This is a genomic window from Novosphingobium sp. GW835-FHT14H07, assembly GCF_058793515.1.
This window is the reverse complement of record NZ_JBXAFX010000021.1, coordinates 41,663-57,174: the sequence shown is the minus strand read 5'-3', so window position 1 is coordinate 57,174 and position 15,512 is coordinate 41,663. Positions and strand designations below refer to the sequence as shown.

The window sequence follows — 15,512 nt, the reverse complement described above, 5'->3', positions numbered from 1 at the left end:
TGTGAAAGCAAGGTCAGGCTGGTCCCACCGGGCACCGGCAGCGACCCGCTTTTGCCATTCGGCTTATTGGAGATTGCATGGCGGATATCGCGCGGATCGCGGAAGTTATCGAACCGGAGGCCAAGGCCTTGGGCTTCGATCTCGTGCGCGTGCGCTATTTCAAGGGCGGCGAGATCGGTGACGAGGAGCATACGCTTCAGGTCATGGCCGAGCGGCCAGAGACCGGCCAGCTGGTGATCGAGGACTGCGCCGCGCTGTCGAATCGCATTTCCGACCGCTTCGACGAACTGGAAGAGGCGGGCGAAGTGCTGCTCGAAGACGCCTATCGCCTTGAAGTGTCATCGCCCGGCATCGACCGTCCGCTGACGCGACCCAAGGACTTTGCCGCCTGGGTCGGGCAGGAGGCTCGCATCGAGCTTTCCGAGCTGCTGGGCGAGCGCAAGCGTTTCCGTGGCGATCTTGCCGGCTACGATGCCGAAACCCAGACCATTTCGATCGAGGACGATGGTATCGTGTTCGAGGTGCCGTTCGCCCTCGTTGCCAATGCCAAGCTGATCCTGACGGACAAGCTTATTGCCGCTTCCCGGCCGCTGGATACCAGCGGTGCGGACGAAATTCTCGAAGAACAGGAAGACTGACCCATGGCCAGTGCGATTTCCGCCAACCGCGCCGAACTGCTTGCAATCGCCAACGCGGTTGCCACCGAGAAGATGATCGACAAGTCGGTGGTCATCGAGGCGATGGAAGAGGCAATACAGAAGTCGGCGCGCAACCGTTATGGCGCCGAGAACGACATTCGCGCCAAGCTCGATCCGCGCACCGGCGACCTGCGCCTGTGGCGCGTCGTGGAAGTGGTCGAAGTGGTCGAGGACTACTTCAAGCAGGTTGACCTCAAGGCTGCCGAAAAGCTGCAGCCGGGCGCCAAGGTTGGCGACTTCATCGTCGATCCGCTGCCGCCGGTGGACCTGGGCCGCATCGACGCGCAGTCGGCCAAGCAGGTGATCTTCCAGAAGGTCCGCGATGCGGAGCGGGATCGCCAGTACGACGAGTTCAAGGACCGTGCGGGCGAAGTCATCACCGGCGTGATCAAGTCGGTCGAATTCGGCCACGTGATCGTCAACCTCGGCCGCGCCGAGGGCGTGATCCGCCGCGACCAGCAGATCCCGCGCGAAGTGCCGCGCGTGGGCGAGCGCGTCCGTGCGCTGATCATGAAGGTCGAGCGCCAGAATCGTGGGCCGCAGATCTTCCTCAGCCGCGCGCACCCCGAGTTCATGAAGAAGCTCTTCGCGCAGGAAGTGCCCGAAATCTACGACGGCATCATCGAGATCAAGGCCGCTGCCCGCGATCCGGGCTCCCGCGCCAAGATCGGCGTGATCAGCCGCGACAGCAGCATTGACCCGGTCGGCGCCTGCGTCGGCATGAAGGGCAGCCGCGTGCAGGCCGTCGTGCAGGAACTGCAGGGCGAGAAGATCGACATCATCCCCTGGAGCGAGGACACCGCGACCTTCGTGGTCAACGCGCTGCAGCCCGCCACGGTCAGCCGCGTGGTGATCGACGAGGAAGAGAGCCGCATCGAAGTCGTCGTGCCCGATGACCAGCTGTCGCTCGCCATCGGTCGTCGCGGCCAGAACGTGCGTCTGGCCTCGTCGCTGACGGGTTCGGCTATCGACATCATGACCGAGGCGGAAGCTTCGGAGAAGCGCCAGAAGGAATTCGCCGAGCGTTCGAAGATGTTCGAGGAAGAGCTCGACGTGGACGAAACGCTCTCGCAGTTGCTGGTGGCCGAAGGCTTCACCGAGCTGGAAGAAGTCGCCTACATCGAGACCAGCGAACTGGCCACGATCGAAGGCTTCGACGAAGAGCTCGCCGAAGAACTCCAGAGCCGTGCCGCTGAAGCGATCGAGCGCCGCGAGGAAGCCCTGCGCGAACAGCGTCGTGGCCTTGGCGTCGAAGATGCGCTGGCCGAGCTGCCGCACCTGACCGAAGCGATGCTCGTCACGCTGGGCAAGGCCGGTATCAAAACGCTAGACGACCTGGCGGATCTCGCCACCGACGAGCTGATCGCCAAGAAGCGCGCCGAACAGCGCCGCCGCAACGACAAGGGCCCGCGCGAAAAGAGCGATCGCCCCGAGCGCGTCGAGGACAAGGGTGGCGTGCTGGGCGAGTATGGCCTGAGCGAAGAACAGGGCAACGAGATCATCATGGCCGCGCGTGCCCACTGGTTCGATGACGAGCCAGTAGCTGAGGAGGCCGCCGATGCGGATTCCTCACAATGAGCCGCTAAGCTCCGACATCTCCGGAACTGCACCGGCGGGGAAGGCCTCGCCGGAGCGCAAGTGCGTGCTGACCGGGCGCCATGATGCGCGGGACGAACTGACGCGTCTTGCCATCTCGCCCGACGGCGACGTGCTGCCTGACGTGATGGCGCGTGCCCCCGGGCGCGGGGCCTGGATCGGCGTGGACCGGCAAGCCCTTGAAAAAGCGATTGCCAATGGCAAACTTAAGGGAGCGCTGGCGCGTGCCTTCAAGGGTGCTGCGCTGTCCATTCCGGCCGATCTTCCCGAACGCATCGAACAGGCGCTGCGTCGCCTGGTGACCGACCGGCTCGGCATCGAGCTGCGGGCGGGCAATGTGCTGCTGGGCACAGAGAAGATTGCGCAAGGCTGCCGGGCGGGGGCTGTGACGTTCCTCGGCCATGCCTCGGACGCTGGCACCGATGGACCCAACAAACTGGCGCAAGCCTGGCGCGTGGGCGAAGGCGCCGAGGGTTCGGGGATGAAAGGTGTCATCTTGCCGCTGGACCGAGCGGCGCTGTCTGTGGCATTGGGCCGCGACAACGTCGTTCACGTCGCGCTGACCGACCCCGCTGCCGCCGCAAGGCTGCAAGCGCCGCTGCAGCGCCTGATACATTTTCTCGGAAACGAGACTGAAGCCGCCGGATCCGAGACGGGTGCAGTGGCGAACGACGATATTGATACGAAGGGCGAATGAGTTCGATGAGCGATAGCGACAAGAAGCCGACACTGGGCCGTAGGCCGCTGGGTCTGAAGACCTCGGTGGAGGCGGGAGAGGTCAAGCAGACCTTCAGCCATGGTCGCACCAACAAGGTGGTGGTCGAAGTGAAGCGGCGCAAGCTGATGGGCCGGCCCGGCGAGGCCGCTCCTGTTGCTGCGCCTGCCGCACCGGCACCTGCTGCCGCGCCGGTAGCTCCGCCGCCTCCGCCGCCCCCGCCGCCTCCGCCGCCATCGGCCAGCCGCGAAACCCGCCAGGAAATGCAGGCTCGCCTGCTGCGCGAAGCCGAGGAAGCCCGCCTCGCTGCGCTGGAAGCGGCGAACCGTCGCGAGCAGGAAGAAAAGCTCAAGGCGATCGAGGAAGAGCGTCGTCGCGCCGAGGAAAAGGCCAAGGCCGAAGCCGCACCCGCGCCCGCGCCAGAGCCGACCCCCGAACCGGAAGCTGTACCTGCTCCTGCGCCGGCGCCAGTGGCGACGCCTGAAGTGGCCAAGCAGCCGGAAGCCGCGCCTGCTCCGGTCGAAGCCAAGGCTGCCGAGCCGAAGGCAGAGGAAGCCGCGCCGGTAATCCCGGCACCGCGCCGCTTTACCCCGGTTGCCTCGCCCGCGCCGATCAAGCGTCCCGAGCCTGCTGCGAAGAAGCCCGCCGCCAATCCGCGCGATCGCAAGACCGAGGACCGTCGTGGCGGCAAGCTGACCGTTACGCGCGCGCTCAACGAGGACGAAGGTGCACGCGCCCGTTCGCTCGCTGCGCTGAAGCGTGCCCGCGAGAAGGAGCGCCGTGCGCACTTCGCCGGCCAGTCGCAGCCGCGTGAAAAGCAGGTTCGCGACGTGGTCGTGCCTGATGCGATCACCGTTCAGGAACTGGCGAACCGCATGGCCGAAAAGGCTGCGGACCTCGTCAAGGCGCTGTTCAAGATGGGCATGATGGTCACCATCAACCAGACCATCGACCAGGATACCGCCGAACTGCTCGTCACCGAGTTCGGCCACAACATCCAGCGCGTCAGCGACAGCGACGCCGATATCGATACGTCCTCGGACGTTGACGCCGAAGACACGCTGCAGGCGCGTCCGCCGGTGGTGACGATCATGGGTCACGTCGACCACGGCAAGACCTCGCTGCTCGACGCCTTGCGCGGCACCGACGTGGTGCGCGGCGAAGCCGGCGGCATCACGCAGCACATCGGTGCCTACCAGATCAAGACCAAGGGCGGTGAGTTCATCACCTTCCTCGACACCCCGGGCCACGAAGCCTTCACCGAAATGCGCATGCGCGGGGCCAATGTCACCGACATCGTCATTCTGGTGGTTGCCGGTGACGACGGGCTGATGCCGCAGACGATCGAGGCGATCAACCACACCAAGGCGGCCGGCGTGCCGATGATCGTGGCGATCACCAAGTCGGACAAGCCCGAGTTCAACCCGCAGAAGATCCGCGAGCGCCTGCTCGAGCACGAGATCATCGTCGAGGCGATGTCGGGCGACGTGCAGGACGTGGAAGTCTCGGCCAAGTCCGGCGCGGGCCTTGACGAGCTGATCGAGAAGATCCTGCTGCAGGCAGAACTGCTCGAACTGAGGGCGAACCCGGATCGCGCAGCGGAAGCCACCGTGATCGAGGCCAAGCTGGACAAGGGCAAGGGTCCGCTTGCGACCGTGCTGGTCAATCGCGGCACGCTCAAGGTCGGGGACATCCTCGTGGTCGGCACCCAGTCGGGCCGCGTCCGCGCCATGCTCGACGACAAGGGTCGTCAGGTGAAGGCGGCGGGTCCGTCGCTGCCGGTCGAAGTGCTCGGCATCGGCGGCGTGCCGATGGCCGGTGACACGCTGACCGTGGTCGAAAGCGAAGCCCGTGCCCGTGAAGTGGCGGCGTACCGCCAGGAACGCGCGACCGCCAAGCGCACCGTGCAGGCGCCTGCCAGCCTTGAAAACATGTTCTCCGCGCTGGCCGCAAAGAACACGGTCATCGAGTATCCGCTGGTTGTCCGTGCCGACGTGCAGGGTTCGGTCGAAGCGATCGTCAACGCGCTCAACAAGATCTCGACCGACGAGATCAAGGTGCGCATCCTGCAGTCCGGCGTGGGCGCCATCACCGAAGGCGACGTCAACCTGGCGCAGGCCAGCGGCGCGCCGATCGTGGGCTTCAACGTCCGTCCGAACGCCAAGGCGCGCGAGCTGATCGAGCGCAACAAGGTGCGGATGAAGTACTTCGACGTGATCTATCAGCTCACCGACGACATTCGTTCGGAAATGGCGGGCGAGTTGGGTCCGGAGGCGATCGAAACGGTCGTCGGCCGTGCCGAGGTCAAGGAAGTCTTCCCGGCGGGCAAGAAGGACAAGGCAGCCGGTCTGCTCGTGGTCGAGGGCGTCATCCGCAAGGGGCTGCACGCACGCCTTACGCGCAGCGACGTCATTGTCAGCCGCACGACCATCGCCTCGCTGCGCCGCTTCAAGGACGACGTGCCGGAAGTCCGCGCAGGCCTGGAATGCGGCGTGCTGCTGCAGGACACGAACGACATCAAGGCTGGCGACCAGCTGGAAGTCTTCGAAGTCGAGATGCGCGATCGTACGCTCTGATGATGTAAGGGGATGCTTCGTCCGCCTTCAGGGGCGGCGGGGCATCCTGCCATTCTGGCGGCAGTCTGACTGGTCAATAGCTTCAAAGCACAAGACTAGGGTCACACAGGTCTTGTTCCAAAAACGCCTTTCCGAGGTCGCTACCGGCGACAGAACGGGAGGTGATGTTTTTGAAATTGGATACCGTAGTGATTCTGGTTCTCGGCGTGGCCACGTTGATCGTGGGGCTCGTCGGACTGGTGATCAAGCTCATCGAGCTTGGCCGCAAGTAAAACCAGTGCGGGGGTGCTGTAGCAGCGGCACCCCCAATACAGAAAGAACCCGGACGTAGCAGCGTCCGGGTTCCGGGATGGTGATTGTGAAATCAGCAACCGTAGTGATCCGCTGCTGATAGCACATTTGCTCTAAATTGCAAGAACGGCCCCCTGCCATGACCCGCTATGTCGCCCTGTTCGGATCCATCAACGTCGGCGGTAATCGCGTGACGATGGCGGATCTGCGCTGGGCGTTCGAGCGGGAAGGGCTGACCGGGCTGGAGACCGTGGTCGCCAGCGGCAACCTGCTGTTCGACTATGACGATCGTCCGCTGGATGGCCTTGAAGACCTGTTCGCGCACGTCATGCTGGAGCGGTTCGACATCAAGAGCTTTGTCGCGGTGCGCGATCGGGCAGCAATCGCACAAGCGGTGGAGGGCAATCCCTTTACCGGCATCGGCAAGGACAATCTGGTCCACACGCTGTTCCTCGAACGTCAGCCCGACCAGGCGGCTTTTGACAAGCTGGCAGCCGACCAGGCGATGCGCGGTTTCGAGAAACTGGCAATCGGCGAGCGCAGTATCTATATCGATTTCGTAAGCAGCGTGGCCGAAAGCAAGCTGACGAGTGCGTTCATCGAGCGCCGTCTTGGTTGCCGGGGCACCGCGCGCAACGTGCGATCGATTGCACGCATCCTTTCGAAGATGAGTTAGAATTGGCCAAGTTTCAAACCTCCCCCGAAACCCGTTCCGTCCGCCTGCTGAAGGTGGGTGAGCAGGTGCGTCATATCCTTTCGGAACTGCTGACGCGGCAGGAAGTGCATGACGATGTGCTTTCGGCACATACCGTTTCGGTCACCGAAGTGCGCATGTCGCCCGACCTTCGCCACGCCACGGTGTTCATCAAGGCGCTGCTGGGCGAGGACGAGGAAATCGTGCTCAAGGCCTTGCGGACCAATACCGCATTCTTCCAGCGTGAAGTGGCGCAGCGGCTGCGGCTGAAATATGCGGCGCGGCTGAAGTTCCTGCCCGACGAAAGCTTTGACGAGGCGAGCCGGATCGAGCAGCTGCTGAGCGACCCGAAGGTGCGGCGCGATCTCGACGCCGAGGATTGAGCTTCAGGCCGGGACCATCTGCGCATTGATGGTGATCGTGACGGACTTTGACACGATTAGGCGATAGGCGTTCATTCCGAAATTGGTGCGGTCGATCCTGGTCCGCCCCGAAAGGCGGATCGCCTCGCGCCCGGTGGCCTTGGCAGGTGGTGCGGCGAAGCTCACGTTCAGCGTGGTCGGGCGGGTAACACCCTTTGCGGTCAGTTCGCCACTGACGACCGCCGTGACCGGCCCGGTCATCGTCATCGAACGGCCGATGAAGCGGACATGAGGGTGCTGTTCGACATCGAAGAAGTCCGGGCCTTTCAGACGCTTGAGCGTGACGGAATCCCCGGCTTCTAGCGCGGTCGCATCGAGCGTGACATCGAGTTTCACGCTGTCGAGATGTGCCGGATCCAGTTCGATGCCGCCGGTGATGGCGGGAAAGCGCGCGGTCTTGCTGGCGATGCCGAAGAAGCCGACGCGGGCGTGGACGTCGCTGTGTGGGGCGTCGATGCGATAGCGCAGCTTTTGCGGCGGCGTGTTTCCGGTCAGGACCACGAGGGCCAGTGCGCTGATGATCCGTCGAGTTTTCCTGCGCATTGGTCGGCGATCCCTCTGGCAATCCAGAACGTGGTGCTTATGGCTGTGCGCGATGGCCAAGCTCTATTTCTACTACGCCAGCATGAACGCCGGCAAATCGACCAATCTTTTGCAGGCGGACTTCAACTACCGCGAGCGAGGGATGGCCACGATGCTGTGGACTGCGGCATTGGATGACCGGGGCGGCGCCAAGGGGCAAGACTTTGCCATCGAAAGCCGCATCGGCCTTCACGCCGAGGCCCATCGTTTCGATCATGCTACCGACCTGTGGGGAGCGGTGAAAGCTGCCCATGTGGTACAGCCGCTCTCATGCGTGCTGGTGGACGAGGCGCAGTTCCTGTCCAAGGCACAGGCCTGGCAACTGGCGCGGATTGCCGACGAGGCGGGGGTGCCGGTGCTGTGCTATGGGCTGCGCACGGATTTTCAGGGGGAGTTGTTCGAAGGGGCAGCAGCGCTGCTCGGCATTGCGGACTCGCTGGTGGAATTGAAAGCGGTCTGCCACTGCGGGCGCAAGGCGACGATGAACCTGCGCGTGGATGAAAGCGGTGCAGCAGTGCGGGCAGGGGCGCAGACCGAGATTGGCGGGAACGACCGCTATGTCGCGCTGTGCCGCAGGCACTTTTCGGAGGCGATGCAGGCATGAGCGGAGATGGACTGTACGTGCCGCTCGCCGATGGCGACTTGCGGCTCGAGCTGCTGCGCGAGGATCATCGCGAGGGCCTGCGCCATGCTTGCGCGCAGGACGACGAGATCTGGGACGTCTATCCGTTCAGCTACCGGGGCGAGGCTTTCGATCCGCAGTTCGACAGCCTGCTGAACTCTGCGCCGCAGCGTCGGCCCTATGCTGTCTTCTCGGGCGAGGAGCTGGTCGGCATGACGGCGTGGATCGAACATGGCGCGGCAGGTTGGTCGATCGAGATCGGCAACAGCTATATCGTGCCGTCGGTTCGCGGCACCGGCCTCAACGGACGGCTCAAGCGGCTGATGATCGACCACGCCTTTGCTTGTGGGCTGGAGCGCGTGGCGTTCAAGGTGGATACGATGAACCTGCGCAGTCAGGCTGCGGTCAGGAAGGTTGGCGGAGTGCAGGAAGGCGTGATGCGGCACGAGCGTCGGACGTGGACGGGCCGTGTGCGCGATACCGTGCTGTTTTCGATCCTGCGTAACGACTGGATGAGCAACAAGAAATGAACCCCGAAGGTCTGGTCTGGCAGATTGCCACGATCGCAATTCCCATGATCCTGGCGATCGTGTTCCACGAGGTGGCCGATGGCTGGGTGGCGCGGGCTTTGGGCGATCCGACGGCGGCGGAGCAGAAGCGGCTGAGCCTCAATCCGCTGCGCCATGTCGATCCATTCGGGACGATCATCCTGCCCGGGCTGCTGAAGCTGAGCGGGGCGCCGGTATTCGGCTGGGCCAAGCCGGTACCTGTGGACTTTCGCCGCTTGCGCAATCCGCGCTGGGGCATGGTGCTGGTGGCGGCTGCGGGGCCGCTCACCAATTTCGTGCTTGCCTTGATTGCCGCCATCGGGCTGGGCCTGCTGGTGAGGGCAACGGACGGCATGGCCGAGCCGGGGCTGGGCGCGCTGTTCCTTTCGGACAACCTGCGCAATTTCCTGATCGTCAATCTTTTCCTCGGCGCGTTCAACCTGCTGCCGATTCCGCCGTTCGATGGGTCGCGCATCGTGATGGGCGTGCTGCCTGCGCCACTGGCACGCGTCTATGGCAAGATTGAGCCTTACGGTTTGCTCGTGGTGTTCGCGTTCCTCGTGATCCTGCCGTACTTCTGGCCGGAGCTGCATCTGGTGCAGCGGCTGATCGGACCACCGGTGGAGTGGTTTGGGCAGCACCTTGCCAGACTGGCGACGCTGGTTGCTGGGCCTGAGCCGCTCTGACCATGGTTGATGGCTGGATCATTCTCGACAAGCCGCTCGAGCTCGGCTCGACGCAGGGCGTGGCGGCGGTGAAGCGCAACCTGCGGGCGGCGGGGTTCGGCAAGTGCAAGGTGGGCCATGGCGGCACGCTTGACCCGCTGGCGACAGGTGTGTTGCCGATTGCCATTGGCGAGGCGACCAAGCTGTGCGGCCGGATGCTCGACGCGAGCAAGGCCTATACCTTCACGGTGGGTTTCGGTGAGGAATCGGACACGCTCGACCTTGAGGGCAAGATCGTGGCGACAAGCGACGTCCGGCCTTCCTGGCAAGAGATCAAGGCAGTGCTGCCGCGCTTTACCGGCCCGATTTCGCAGGTTCCGCCCGCCTATTCAGCACTGATGGTCGATGGTGAACGTGCCTATGACCTTGCGCGCAAGGGCGAGACGTTCGAGCTGAAATCGCGTGATGTGGTGATCCGCTCGCTGGTTGCCGAACCTGTTGCAGATCCGGCGCGGGTTGAAGAACTAACCCTGACTGCCCATGTATCGAAAGGAACGTACATCCGCAGCCTGGCGCGCGACATTGCCCGCGCGCTCGGCACCGTGGGGCATGTTACCATGCTGCGCCGCCTGAAGGCCGGGCCGTTCGACATTGCCCAGGCGATTTCGCTGGACAAATTGAACGATGTGGGTAAAGGCGCGCCCCTTGAACACATACTCTTGCCGCTGGAGGCAGGGCTGGTCGACATCCCGGCTCTCTCCCTCGATCCCGAGCAGGCAAGGGCGGTCCGTCAGGGCCGCGTTCTGGCGGGATTGCCCTTCGAGGACGGGCTTTACTGGGCGAAGGCCGGATCTGTTCCGGTCGCGCTGGTGGAGCTTTCGGGCGGAAGCCTGAAGGTCCAGAGGGGCTTTAATCTGAAGGATGTCGCGGAGTAGAATACATGTCGATTACCGCAGAAAAGAAGCAGGAAGTCATTGCCGCTCACGCTCGCGCCGAAGGCGACACCGGTTCGCCGGAAGTCCAGGTCGCGATCCTGACCAGCCGCATCCAGACGCTGACCGAGCACTTCAAGTCCAACCACAAGGACAACCACTCGCGTCGCGGCTTGCTGATGATGGTCAACAAGCGTCGTTCGCTGCTCGACTACCTGAAGAAGAAGGACGTGGGTCGTTACAACGACCTGATCCAGAAGCTCGGTCTTCGCAAGTAACCAAGCGGAGCGGCCCCAAGCGGGCCGCTTTTGCTTTCTGGCGTCCTCGCAATTCGGCGAGGTGCCTCCGGGGCAAGACAAACGGCCCCGCACCGGACCGGGACGGCATTCCCCGGCAGCAAACCCCGTTCGCAATAGGGCGCGCGGGCTGAAGGATGTAAAATGTTCGACGTCAAAACCGTATCGCTGGAGTGGGGCGGAAAGACCCTCACCCTCGAAACCGGCCGCATTGCCCGTCAGGCTGACGGCGCGGTCCTCGCCACTTACGGCGAAACTGTAGTCCTTTGCGCGGTCACCGCGGCAAAGTCGGTCAAGGAAGGCCAGGACTTCTTCCCGCTGACCGTCCACTACCAGGAAAAGTATTCGGCAGCTGGCCGCATTCCGGGCGGTTTCTTCAAGCGCGAGCGCGGCGCGACGGAAAAGGAAACGCTGGTTTCCCGCCTGATCGACCGTCCGGTTCGCCCGCTGTTCCCCGAAGGTTTCTACAACGAAATCAACGTCATCGCCCAGGTTCTGAGCTATGACGGCGAGACCGAACCCGATATCGTCGCGATGATTGCGGCCTCGGCTGCGCTGACCATCTCGGGCGTTCCGTTCATGGGCCCGATCGGCGCTGCGCGCGTCGGCTTCGTCGATGGCGAATACGTGCTGAACCCGAAGCAGGACGCCGCGCTGACCGATGGCCGCCTCGACCTCGTGGTCGCCGCGACCGACTCTGCCGTGATGATGGTGGAATCGGAAGCCAAGGAACTGAGCGAAGACGAAATGCTCGGTGCCGTGCTGTTCGCGCATGACGAGTGCCGCAAGGTCATCGGTGCGATCATCGAACTGGCCGAGAAGGCTGCGAAGGATCCCTGGGAAATCGACCTGTCGGACAACACCGCCGACATCAAGAAGAAGCTCAAGGACCTCGTCGGCGCGGACATTGCCGCTGCCTACAAGCTGACCAACAAGTCGGCCCGTTCCGACGCGCTGAACGCCGCCCGCGCCAAGGCCAAGGAAGCGTTCGCCGGTGAAACGCCGCAGACCCAGATGGTCGCCATCAAGACCATGAAGAAGGTCGAGGCCGACATCGTGCGCGGCGCCATCCTCAAGGACGGCACCCGCATCGACGGTCGTTCGGTCACGCAGGTCCGCCCGATCGAATCGATGGTCGGCTTCCTGCCGCGCACCCACGGTTCGGCGCTGTTCACGCGCGGTGAAACGCAGACCATCTGCACCACCACGCTGGGCACCAAGGACGCCGAGCAGATGATCGATGGCCTTGAAGGCCTGCGCTACGAAAACTTCATGCTCCACTACAATTTCCCGCCGTACTCGGTTGGCGAAGTTGGCCGTTTCGGCGCTCCGGGCCGTCGTGAAGTGGGCCATGGCAAGCTGGCATGGCGCGCACTGCACCCGGTGCTCCCGACCAAGGACGAGTTCCCCTACACCATCCGCGTCCTTTCGGACGTGACCGAGTCGAACGGCTCGTCGTCGATGGCCACCGTCTGCGGCGGCTGCCTTTCGATGATGGACGCGGGCGTGCCGATCAAGCGCCCGGTTTCGGGCATCGCCATGGGCCTCATCCTTGAAGGCAGCGAGTTCGCCGTCCTCTCGGACATCCTGGGCGACGAGGACCACCTCGGCGACATGGACTTCAAGGTGGCAGGCACGTCCGAAGGCATCACCACGATGCAGATGGACATCAAGGTCGCCGGCATCACGCGCGAAATCTTTGAGGTTGCCCTCAAGCAGGCTTCGGAAGGCCGCGCGCACATCCTGAACGAGATGACCAAGGCGCTGGGCGAAGCACGCACCGAGCTTTCGGCGCACGCGCCGCGCATCGAGACGCTGCAGATCGACAAGTCGAAGATCCGCGACGTCATCGGCACCGGCGGCAAGGTGATCCGCGAGATCGTGGCCACCACCGGTGCAAAGGTCGACATCGACGACGAAGGCCTGATCAAGATCTCGTCTTCGGACCTGACCCAGATCGAAGCCGCCAAGAACTGGATCCTCGGCATCGTCGAGGAAGCCGAGGTCGGCAAGATCTACAAGGGCAAGGTCGTCAACATCGTCGACTTCGGCGCTTTCGTGAACTTCATGGGCGGCAAGGACGGCCTCGTCCACGTCTCCGAAATGAAGAACGAGCGCGTGGAAAAGCCGACCGACGTGGTGAAGGAAGGCCAGGACGTTTACGTCAAGGTCCTCGAGATCGACCAGCGCGGCAAGGTTCGCCTGTCGATGCGCGTCGTCGATCAGGAAACTGGCGCGGAGTTGGAGGACACCCGCCCCGCCCGTGAACCGCGTGAACCGCGCGGCGATCGTGGTGATCGCGGCGACCGTCGTGGCCCGCGCGGCAATGATCGTGGTGGCCGTGGTGACCGTAGCCCCAGAGGCGATCGGGGCCGTGAAGGCGGTGATCGTCCTCGCCGTGACCGTGAAGACGGTCCGGCTCCGGATCACATGCCGGCGTTCCTCAAGTCCGACGACTGAGGAACGGCCAGCAGGCCAGACAGAAAGGGGCTCCACCGCAAGGTGGGGCCTTTTTCATTTGCAAAACGGTCATCATTCGCTGGCAGACACGGAGACATGGCAAGGCCGTCACACAATATCGTGGTTTTCGAATGCAGTGCGCGGCGCGATCCACGCTGTGGCTGATGGGAGTGCTGGGCGCCGCCTTCGTGTCGGCGTCGCTGATGGTAAACCCCAAGGATAATTGCAGCGAAGGTGGCGAGTGTGCGCCTTGGCTGGTGCCCGTTGCAGGCGCGGTCGGTGCGCTTGGCCTCGTGGGTGCGGCGGGTCAACTTGTGGCCAACACCCGGCGGGGGAGCCGACTGGATCTCGAGGCTGGTACGCTGGAGTGGTGGCAGGGGCGCACGCGCCGACGGCCGGGCAATCATGGTTTCATCGCGCTTGCCGACATTTCGCGCATCGTCGTCCGTCGGGGCGATGATAGCAGCGATCTCATCAGCCTTTACGACCAGCAGGGTGAGCGCCTGCGGCTTTTCGACAGCGAGGTAATCGGTGAAACTCCCGAAGAGTGGGCGCGCAAGCTTGTCTTGTTTGCACCCCGGATCGTGTTCGATCTGCAGGATTGAGACGCTTTAAGTTTGCTATTCCCGCGCCAACGGTCCACAGCGGGGGCATCGGTGAGATGACCATCGTAGGCATCACCGGCTGAGAGACCTGTCGCGCTCCCGCTTACGCAATGGGAGTCTGTCGTGGACCTCAACCAACAATATGGAAAGCACCAGAGGTTGGTGATGGGCGCTGTGGCCAGCGCTTGCGGGCAGGACCGCGCTAACAAGCTTGTGCTTGTGCAAGACTGCGCCAGCAACATCTCCACCTGTCGAAGATCCGAGCGCGCGCCTGCAGCGGCAGGGTGGGCGCGACCGAGCACACAGAACACGATCGCAGACGTGTTCGCAACGGAGTACCTCGCATGAGCCGAGCCATGAATACCACACTGAACGAAGCCCGCGTCCGAGCACTTTGCGAGAAATCCGGCGTCGCTATCAGCGCGCTCGAAGTCCTGCCTTCGGGTGGAACGCGGCTTGTCTGCACGCGCGAGGAGGGCGCTGACGAAATGCGGATCGTGCTGAAGACGACCATGATCGAAGGACGCGTCCCGAGATTTGCCTTCCAACGCAGCCAGAACTCGCAGTACGGCTGATCGCGAACAGGGTCAGGCCTCGAGGCGGCTAGGCCGCGTCTCGCAAGGGTGGCGGTTCCTGTCCGGCCACCAGGATACAGTTCCGACCCGACTGCTTTGCCGCATAGAGGGCTTCGTCGGCCGCCCGCAGCGCATCGCTGCGGGTCTTGTAGGCGAAGACGTCGGCGATCCCGCCGGAGAACGTGACACGGCCGAACGGCATGTCGGTGGCGCGATTGACGAGGCGTCGTTCCGCTATGCTTTCGCGCGCCTGATCTAGACGGTCCCACGCCTTCTCGGGCGGGAGGGCGCGGAACAGCACGGCGAACTCTTCGCCCCCGTGCCGCGCCACATGGCAGCGGGCGTCTGAAATCTGGCTGAGGGTCTCGGCAACCACTTTGAGTACCCGGTCGCCTGCGGCGTGGCCATGGCAGTCATTGATGCGCTTGAAGTGATCGATGTCGCAAAACGCCACGCAGAGCGGTTCGCCGGAAGCCTTGGCTGCGGCATATTCCTTTTCGAACAGGGTTTCGAACGCGCGGCGGTTGGGAAGACCCGTGAGGTGATCCTCGTCGGCTACCCGACGCGCTTCGTCGAGACTTTTCTGGAGTTCCATTGCTCGCCGCTCGGACTCGCAGAGGTTGTGTTCGATCTCGCGCGTGCGATGCATCATTGCCTTGGCGAGGGCGGCAAGCTCTGTGATCACCGCGCCGGCACGACCGACCTGTTCGAGATCATCGACGTGTTGCTGCAACGCGGCGCCATATTCGGTCGTCGCCGACCTCGCGTGGGTCGTGGCGCTGGCGAACTCCTCGAGCGTGTCTTCCAACCGTGACATGAGGGCGGCGAGGAGTTCGGATGAGGTTTCACCTTCCTCCTCACGAACGACTTGTTCGAGCCAGACAATCGTGATCGGCTGACCCGCTTCAGTACGTTCGAGAATCATCTGGGCTAGCTTCGGCTTGGCACCGGTGACACAGTCGTAAGCGATCTCGAGCGTCCACGGCATCACCTCGAGATCGTGATCGATCAGGAAGTCCGCTACTTTCGCGAGAAGCCGGCGCTTGGCCGGTAGCCAGATTTCGCGCGCAGTCACGTCACGGATGAGGCCGATGCTGTCGAGTGTTTCCTCCCCGGACTCCGCTTCTCCGGCAAGGCCGAGCCATCTGAGCAGGCGCGACCGGGACCCGCGCGAGGAAGGATCATTTGTCATGTCTGCCAGAACGGCCAACGCCGCGTGAGATTAACCACGCGGC

At 63.6% G+C, this 15,512-nt stretch carries 16 protein-coding genes; 14 read left to right on the top strand and 2 right to left on the bottom strand.

The window, feature by feature from the left end; genetic code table 11:
• Window positions 1–77: 77 nt before the first annotated feature.
• The 6 genes from rimP (at window position 78) to rbfA (ending at window position 6,953) form a co-directional block, all read left to right on the top strand.
• Window positions 78–638: a ribosome maturation protein RimP gene (gene rimP / locus AC1Q5P_RS16520; RefSeq protein ID WP_492519530.1), complete on the top strand. Its 561-nt coding sequence runs from the start codon at window positions 78–80 to the stop codon at window positions 636–638.
• Between the two features lie 3 nt (window positions 639–641).
• Window positions 642–2,276: a transcription termination factor NusA gene (gene nusA / locus AC1Q5P_RS16515; protein WP_039338736.1), complete on the top strand. Its 1,635-nt coding sequence runs from the start codon at window positions 642–644 to the stop codon at window positions 2,274–2,276.
• On the top strand, window positions 2,257–2,991 hold the full coding sequence (locus AC1Q5P_RS16510; RefSeq protein ID WP_039338735.1) for a DUF448 domain-containing protein: 735 nt from the start codon (window positions 2,257–2,259) through the stop codon (window positions 2,989–2,991). Before nusA ends, AC1Q5P_RS16510 begins: the two co-directional genes overlap by 20 nt.
• A 5-nt stretch (window positions 2,992–2,996) precedes the next feature.
• On the top strand, window positions 2,997–5,585 hold the full coding sequence (gene infB / locus AC1Q5P_RS16505; RefSeq protein WP_492519529.1) for a translation initiation factor IF-2: 2,589 nt from the start codon (window positions 2,997–2,999) through the stop codon (window positions 5,583–5,585).
• Between the two features lie 430 nt (window positions 5,586–6,015).
• Window positions 6,016–6,552 carry a DUF1697 domain-containing protein gene (locus tag AC1Q5P_RS16500; protein WP_492519528.1) on the top strand — a complete coding sequence of 179 codons (537 nt, stop codon included), beginning with the start codon at window positions 6,016–6,018 and terminating at the stop codon, window positions 6,550–6,552.
• A 2-nt stretch (window positions 6,553–6,554) separates the two neighbouring features.
• Window positions 6,555–6,953 carry a 30S ribosome-binding factor RbfA gene (gene rbfA / locus AC1Q5P_RS16495; protein WP_039337760.1) on the top strand — a complete coding sequence of 133 codons (399 nt, stop codon included), beginning with the start codon at window positions 6,555–6,557 and terminating at the stop codon, window positions 6,951–6,953.
• 3 nt (window positions 6,954–6,956) lie between these two features.
• On the opposite strand, the gene AC1Q5P_RS16490 is transcribed toward rbfA, so the two are convergent.
• The gene (locus AC1Q5P_RS16490) at window positions 6,957–7,535 is read right to left on the bottom strand and encodes a YceI family protein (protein ID WP_492519527.1); all 579 of its coding nucleotides are present in this window, start codon (window positions 7,533–7,535) and stop codon (window positions 6,957–6,959) included.
• Window positions 7,536–7,587: 52 nt separating this feature from the next.
• Here AC1Q5P_RS16490 and AC1Q5P_RS16485 point away from each other — a divergent pair, with 52 nt between their 5' ends.
• The 8 genes from AC1Q5P_RS16485 to AC1Q5P_RS16450 all read left to right on the top strand — a co-directional run bounded on the left by AC1Q5P_RS16485 (window position 7,588) and on the right by AC1Q5P_RS16450 (window position 14,277).
• Window positions 7,588–8,178: a thymidine kinase gene (locus AC1Q5P_RS16485; RefSeq protein ID WP_492519526.1), complete on the top strand. Its 591-nt coding sequence runs from the start codon at window positions 7,588–7,590 to the stop codon at window positions 8,176–8,178.
• On the top strand, window positions 8,175–8,726 hold the full coding sequence (locus AC1Q5P_RS16480; protein ID WP_492519525.1) for a GNAT family N-acetyltransferase: 552 nt from the start codon (window positions 8,175–8,177) through the stop codon (window positions 8,724–8,726). The genes AC1Q5P_RS16485 and AC1Q5P_RS16480 overlap by 4 nt, the downstream gene beginning before the upstream one ends.
• The gene (locus AC1Q5P_RS16475) at window positions 8,723–9,430 is read left to right on the top strand and encodes a site-2 protease family protein (RefSeq protein WP_492519524.1); all 708 of its coding nucleotides are present in this window, start codon (window positions 8,723–8,725) and stop codon (window positions 9,428–9,430) included. Before AC1Q5P_RS16480 ends, AC1Q5P_RS16475 begins: the two co-directional genes overlap by 4 nt.
• Window positions 9,431–9,432: 2 nt before the next feature.
• The gene (gene truB, locus AC1Q5P_RS16470) at window positions 9,433–10,344 is read left to right on the top strand and encodes a tRNA pseudouridine(55) synthase TruB (protein WP_492519523.1); all 912 of its coding nucleotides are present in this window, start codon (window positions 9,433–9,435) and stop codon (window positions 10,342–10,344) included.
• A gap of 5 nt (window positions 10,345–10,349) precedes the next feature.
• On the top strand, window positions 10,350–10,619 hold the full coding sequence (gene rpsO, locus AC1Q5P_RS16465; protein WP_039337765.1) for a 30S ribosomal protein S15: 270 nt from the start codon (window positions 10,350–10,352) through the stop codon (window positions 10,617–10,619).
• A 162-nt stretch (window positions 10,620–10,781) separates the two neighbouring features.
• Window positions 10,782–13,097, top strand: coding sequence for a polyribonucleotide nucleotidyltransferase (gene pnp / locus AC1Q5P_RS16460; protein ID WP_039337766.1), 2,316 nt, complete (start codon window positions 10,782–10,784; stop codon window positions 13,095–13,097).
• Between the two features lie 131 nt (window positions 13,098–13,228).
• Window positions 13,229–13,702, top strand: coding sequence for a hypothetical protein (locus AC1Q5P_RS16455; protein ID WP_492519522.1), 474 nt, complete (start codon window positions 13,229–13,231; stop codon window positions 13,700–13,702).
• A 356-nt stretch (window positions 13,703–14,058) separates the two neighbouring features.
• Entirely contained in the window at window positions 14,059–14,277 is a 219-nt protein-coding gene (locus tag AC1Q5P_RS16450) for a hypothetical protein (protein WP_322788221.1), read from the top strand.
• A 28-nt stretch (window positions 14,278–14,305) separates the two neighbouring features.
• On the opposite strand, the gene AC1Q5P_RS16445 is transcribed toward AC1Q5P_RS16450, so the two are convergent.
• On the bottom strand, window positions 14,306–15,469 hold the full coding sequence (locus AC1Q5P_RS16445; protein ID WP_231735576.1) for a GGDEF domain-containing protein: 1,164 nt from the start codon (window positions 15,467–15,469) through the stop codon (window positions 14,306–14,308).
• Window positions 15,470–15,512 lie beyond the last annotated feature (43 nt).

Bases quoted from the DNA above. Each gene is read 5' to 3' on its own strand.
- rimP (WP_492519530.1), top strand. From the start codon at position 78: ATGGCGGATATCGCGCGGATCGCGGAAGTTATCGAACCGGAGGCCAAG.
- nusA (WP_039338736.1), top strand. From the start codon at position 642: ATGGCCAGTGCGATTTCCGCCAACCGCGCCGAACTGCTTGCAATCGCC.
- AC1Q5P_RS16510 (WP_039338735.1), top strand. From the start codon at position 2,257: ATGCGGATTCCTCACAATGAGCCGCTAAGCTCCGACATCTCCGGAACT.
- infB (WP_492519529.1), top strand. From the start codon at position 2,997: ATGAGCGATAGCGACAAGAAGCCGACACTGGGCCGTAGGCCGCTGGGT.
- AC1Q5P_RS16500 (WP_492519528.1), top strand. From the start codon at position 6,016: ATGACCCGCTATGTCGCCCTGTTCGGATCCATCAACGTCGGCGGTAAT.
- AC1Q5P_RS16490 (WP_492519527.1), bottom strand. From the start codon at position 7,535: ATGCGCAGGAAAACTCGACGGATCATCAGCGCACTGGCCCTCGTGGTC.
- AC1Q5P_RS16485 (WP_492519526.1), top strand. From the start codon at position 7,588: ATGGCCAAGCTCTATTTCTACTACGCCAGCATGAACGCCGGCAAATCG.
- AC1Q5P_RS16480 (WP_492519525.1), top strand. From the start codon at position 8,175: ATGAGCGGAGATGGACTGTACGTGCCGCTCGCCGATGGCGACTTGCGG.
- AC1Q5P_RS16475 (WP_492519524.1), top strand. From the start codon at position 8,723: ATGAACCCCGAAGGTCTGGTCTGGCAGATTGCCACGATCGCAATTCCC.
- truB (WP_492519523.1), top strand. From the start codon at position 9,433: ATGGTTGATGGCTGGATCATTCTCGACAAGCCGCTCGAGCTCGGCTCG.
- rpsO (WP_039337765.1), top strand. From the start codon at position 10,350: ATGTCGATTACCGCAGAAAAGAAGCAGGAAGTCATTGCCGCTCACGCT.
- pnp (WP_039337766.1), top strand. From the start codon at position 10,782: ATGTTCGACGTCAAAACCGTATCGCTGGAGTGGGGCGGAAAGACCCTC.
- AC1Q5P_RS16455 (WP_492519522.1), top strand. From the start codon at position 13,229: ATGCAGTGCGCGGCGCGATCCACGCTGTGGCTGATGGGAGTGCTGGGC.
- AC1Q5P_RS16450 (WP_322788221.1), top strand. From the start codon at position 14,059: ATGAATACCACACTGAACGAAGCCCGCGTCCGAGCACTTTGCGAGAAA.
- AC1Q5P_RS16445 (WP_231735576.1), bottom strand. From the start codon at position 15,469: ATGACAAATGATCCTTCCTCGCGCGGGTCCCGGTCGCGCCTGCTCAGA.